This window comes from Streptomyces botrytidirepellens, assembly GCF_003721215.1.
Lineage (GTDB): Bacteria > Actinomycetota > Actinomycetes > Streptomycetales > Streptomycetaceae > Streptomyces > Streptomyces himastatinicus.
The window spans coordinates 1-4,907 of sequence record NZ_RIBZ01000625.1 but is presented as its reverse complement, the minus strand read 5'-3'; the positions used below and the strand labels follow the sequence as shown (position 1 = coordinate 4,907).

The 4,907-nt window shown below is 74.2% G+C and carries 3 protein-coding genes; all 3 read right to left on the bottom strand.

Annotated elements, in window-relative coordinates; all coding sequences use genetic code 11:
* Positions 1-271 (bottom strand): WhiB family transcriptional regulator (locus tag EEJ42_RS33995; protein ID WP_148082124.1); only part of this gene is annotated, 271 nt, incomplete at its 3' end.
* A 233-nt stretch (positions 272-504) separates the two neighbouring features.
* Complete coding sequence (locus tag EEJ42_RS33990; RefSeq protein WP_123105927.1) at positions 505-4,107, bottom strand: hydantoinase B/oxoprolinase family protein; 3,603 nt, start codon at positions 4,105-4,107, stop codon at positions 505-507.
* The coding region (locus EEJ42_RS33985; protein WP_246097561.1) for an SGNH/GDSL hydrolase family protein at positions 4,104-4,907 on the bottom strand (804 nt) is incomplete at its 5' end. The genes EEJ42_RS33985 and EEJ42_RS33990, both read right to left, overlap by 4 nt.

The following is a 4,907-nucleotide window of genomic DNA, read 5'->3' as shown; positions in this document are numbered from 1 at the left end:
GCTGGCCGCCGCCCGGCGACGGCGCGCCGCGCGCCTGTCGCCGTGCCCGCTGGCGCAGCACCCGGCGTTCCTCCTCGTCGGTGCCGCCCCACACGCCGTGGGTCACCCCGCTCTCCAGCGCGTAGGTGAGGCACTCGTGGATCACCGGGCAGCGGTGGCAGACCTCCTTGGCCAGGGCCTGCTGCGCCTGAGCCGCGGGTCCGGCCACCCCCACCGGGAAGAACAGCTCGGGGTCCTCGTCCACGCATGCCGCGCTCTGCCACCATTCCATGGCTGCCTGACCCTTCTGTGATGCGTCGTGGTGGGATCCCGCCGCCGCCCGCGCGGGTCTGACGCGTCCAGTGGGTGGAGATGGAAAAGGAGGCCGACCCCCGCGCACAAGGCTTGGCGGGCTTGTTAGGGGGCGGGTTTCCGGTGGGGGCGGCCGCAAACGGGATTGATCGCGCCAATACGGCGGCGCGTACGGGGCCTCGGCTACGGCGGCGCGTACGGGGGCCTCGGCGCTCAGTCCGGCGCCGGGCCGTATCCGCCGCCGCCCGGGGTGTGGACGACGAGGACGTCGTCCGTGCCGACGTCGGCCGCGTCGCAGCCCGCCAGCCGGTCCACCGAGCCGTCGGTGCGCTCGATCAGGTTGGCGCCCAGCGCGCCCGGCGCGCCGCCCGCCATGCCGTACGGGGCGACGCGGCGGTGGCCGGTGAGCAGGGCCACCGTCATCGGCTCCAGGAAGCGGATGCGGCGGGTGACGCCGTGGCCGCCGCGCCAGTGGCCGCGGCCGCCGCTGTCCCGGCGCACCTCGAAGCTCTCGACCCGGACCGGATAGCGCCACTCCAGCACTTCGGGGTCGGTGAGCCGGGAGTTGGTCATGTGGGTCTGGACGGCGTCGGCGCCGTCGAAGCCGTCGCCCGCGCCCGAGCCACTGGCCACCGTCTCGTAGTACTGGACGCGGTCGTTGCCGAAGGTGACGTTGTTCATCGTGCCGGAGCCCTCGGCCTGGACGCCGAGCGCCGCGTAGAGGGCGCCGGTGACGGCCTGGGACGTCTCGACGTTTCCGGCGACCGTGGCGGCCGGGTACATCGGGGCCAGCATCGAGCCCTCGGGGATGCGGACCTCCAGGGGCTTCAGACAGCCGCTGTTGAGCGGGATGTCCTCGGCGACCAGGGTGCGGAAGACGTACAGCACGGCCGCCATCACCACCGAACTGGGCGCGTTGGCGTTGCCCGGCGTCTGGGGCGACGTACCGGCGAAGTCCAGGACGGCGCCGCGGCCCGCGCGGTCGACGGTGACGGTGACGTGGATGACGGCCCCGCTGTCGGTCTCGTAGCGGTACGAGCCGTCGCGGAGGGCGCCGACGATGCGGCGTACGGACTCCTCGGCGTTGTCCTGGACGTGGCGCATGTAGGCGTGCACCACGTCCAGGCCGAACTGCCCGATCATCCGGCGCAGTTCCTGGATGCCCTTCTCGTTGGCGGCGATCTGGGCGCGCAGATCGGCGAGGTTGGCGTCCGGGGCGCGGGAGGGGTACGGCCCGGCGGTCAGCAGTTCGCGGGTCTCGCGCTCGCGCAGCGCGCCCGCCCGGACCAGCAGCCAGTTGTCGAAGAGGACGCCCTCCTCCTCGATGGTGCGGCTGAAGGCGGGCATGGAGCCGGGGGTGATGCCGCCGATCTCGGCGTGGTGGCCGCGGGAGGCGACCAGGAACAGCAGCCGTGTGCCCTCGTCTTCGAAGACCGGGGTGACGACCGTGACGTCCGGGAGGTGGGTGCCGCCGTGGTACGGGTCGTTGATGGCGTAGACGTCCCCGGGCCGCATCGCGTCCCCGTTGCGCCGCAGCACCTCCTTGATGGACTCGCCCATCGACCCCAGGTGCACCGGGATGTGGGGGGCGTTGGCGATGAGGTTGCCGTCGGCGTCGAACAGGGCGCACGAGAAGTCCAGCCGCTCCTTGATGTTGACGGAGTGGGCGGTGTTCTCCAGGCGCAGGCCCATCTGTTCGGCGATGGCCATGAAGAGGCTGTTGAAGACCTCCAGCATCACCGGGTCCACCTCGGTGCCGACGGCGGCCGTGCGCGGCCGGGGCCGGACCCGGGTGAGCAGCAGATGGCCGCGGTCGCCCAGGGCCGCCTGCCAGCCGGGGTCGACGACGGTGGTGGCGTCGTCCTCGGCGATGACCGCCGGGCCGGTGAGGGTGTCCCCGGGGCGCATCCCGGCGCGTTCGTACAGGCCGGTGCGCTGCCACCGCCGCTCCGTGAACATCTCCACGGTCGCCACCGGCGCCAGGGCGCCCTCCCTGGACGGCTGTTCCACGGCGTGGCCGCCCGCCGGGCCCGCCGCGCCGACCGCCTCCACCGACACCGCCTCCATGACGATCGGCTTGTCCATGGTGAACGCGTAGCGCGTGCGGTGCGCCCGTACGAAGTCGGCGGTCATCGCGGGGACGGCATCCAGCGGTACGGGGAGGGCCGCGTCGGTGCCCGCGTACCGCAGATGGACCCGGGCCGTGGTGCGCACGCTCTCCCCGGGGACGCCGTCGGCGAGCAGCTCGTCGCGCGTCTGGCCGGACAGCCGCGCGCACAGGTCGCGCACGTCCGGCAGCGACTCCTCGCTCAGCTCCGTCTCCACGGCCTGCTCGCGCATCGCGGTGGCGTCGGCGACCCCGATGCCGTACGCCGAGAGCACCCCGGCCAGCGGCGGCACGATCACCGTGCCGATACCGAGGGCGTCGGCGACCGCGCACGCGTGCTGGCCGCCCGCGCCGCCGAAGCTGGTGAGCGCGTAGCGGGTGACGTCGTGGCCGCGCTGCACGGAGATCTTCTTGACCGCGTTGGCCATGTTCAGCACCGCGATGTCCAGGAAGCCCGCCGCGACCTCCTCCGGGCCGCGCCGGTCGCCGGTCGCCTCCGCGATCTCCTCGGCGAGGCGGGCGAAGCGCTCCCGTACGGTGTCCGCGTCCAGCCGCCGGTCGGCGTGCGGGCCGAACACCGCCGGGAAGTGGGCGGGCTGGATCCGGCCCAGCATCACGTTGGCGTCGGTGACGGTCAGCGGGCCGCCGCGCCGGTAGCAGGCGGGGCCGGGGACGGCACCGGCCGAGTCCGGGCCCACCCGGTAGCGGCGCCCGTCGAAGTGGAGCACCGAGCCGCCGCCCGCCGCGACGGTGTGGATGTTCATCATGGGCGCGCGCATCCGCACCCCCGCGACCTCGGTGCCGAAGACCCGCTCGAACTCGCCCGCGTAGTGCGACACATCGGTCGACGTGCCGCCCATGTCGAATCCGATGACCTTGGCGTGGCCCGCCTCTTCCGAGGAGCGCACCATGCCCACCACGCCGCCCGCGGGCCCCGACAGCACCGCGTCCTTGCCGCGGAAGTGCGCGGCCTCCCGCAGCCCGCCGTTGGACTGCATGAACATCAGCCGGATGCCGCGCAGCTCGGCGGCCACGTCCTCGACGTAGCGGCGCAGGATCGGCGAGAGGTACGCGTCGACCACGGTGGTGTCCCCGCGCGACACCAGCTTCATCAGCGGGCTCACCTCGTGCGAACAGCTCACCTGCGCGAAGCCGAGGTCGCGGGCCGCCTCGCCCACCGCGCGCTCGTGCGCGGCATGCCGGTAGCCGTGGGTCAGGACGACCGCGGCGCTGCGGAAGCCGTCGCGGTGGGCGGCGCGCAGCGCCTCCGTGGCGGCGTCGAGGTCCAGGGGGCGTACGACGGCGCCGTGCGCGTCCACCCGCTCGGGCACCTCGATCACCCGGTCGTACAGCGCCTCCGGCAGCACGATCCGGCGGTCGAACAGCCGCGGCCGGTTCTGGTACGCGATGCGCAGCGCGTCCCGGAAACCGGCCGTGACGACGAGCACCGTGGGCTCGCCCTTGCGCTCCAGCAGGGCGTTGGTCGCGACGGTGGTGCCCATCTTGACGACGGCGATCCGGTCGGCCGGAACCGGCTCGTCCGGCCCGAGCCCCAGCGTCTGCCGGATCCCGGCGACGGCGGCGTCCATGGTGCGCTCGGGATGGTGGGACAGGAGCTTGCGGGTGACGAGGCGGCCGTCCGGGCGCTTCCCGACGACGTCCGTGAAGGTACCGCCACGGTCGATCCAGAATTCCCAGCGACCCTTCATCCCGCCATTGTCGCAGCGTGCGCGGATGCTTGGGCTTCCGGACGCGGCAACGAGGCGAGCGCGGCCAGCGCCGCCCGCCCTTCCTGCCCGTCGAGCAGATGTCCGGTCCCGCGCACCCGGTGGCGTACCTCCTGCGCCGCCAGCGCCAGGAGTCCGGGCAGCAGATCGGTGCAGCGGTCCACGACCCAGCGCGTGCCCCGGGTCGCCATCCACCAGGCGCTCGCGGCACGCGAGGGCGTCGGCCCGTCGAGCGCCGTGGACGGCGGCTCGCCCAGGGCGACGCCGCGGGCCGTGAGCGCGCTGTGGAACTCCCGCGCCAGCAGCCGGTGCCCCAGCTCGCTCGGATGCAGCCGGTCCACGCTCCACGCCGCGCGGTCCGTGACCCAGGTGTGCTCGGTCAGCTCCACGTGGACCGCGCCGTAGCGGCCGGACAGCGCGTGCACCACCGTGTTGACGGCCCGCATACGGCGCCCCAGCGGCCGCGCGAGCGCCTCCGGCAGCCCCAGCATCCGGCCCGGGTCGGGCAGGCACGCGGTGAGCACCACCGTCCCGTCGGCGCGCAGCGCGCCGATCGTCGCGTCCAGGGCCTCGGCGACCCGGCGGATGTCGAAGGTGTCGCGCAGGGTGTCGTTCATGCCGACCACGACGGACGCGAGATGCGGCCGGGCCCGGCGGGCGGCGGCCAGCTGCTCACCGGCCACGTCGGCGGCGAGCGCGCCGCTGCGGGAGACGTTGACGAAGTCCACGGCCTCCCCGTGCGGCCCCGCGGCCCCCGCCAGCAACGCCGCCCACCCCCGCCA

Coding starts and splice junctions, on each gene's coding strand:
- EEJ42_RS33990 (WP_123105927.1), bottom strand. CDS start 4,107: ATGAAGGGTCGCTGGGAATTCTGGATCGACCGTGGCGGTACCTTCACG.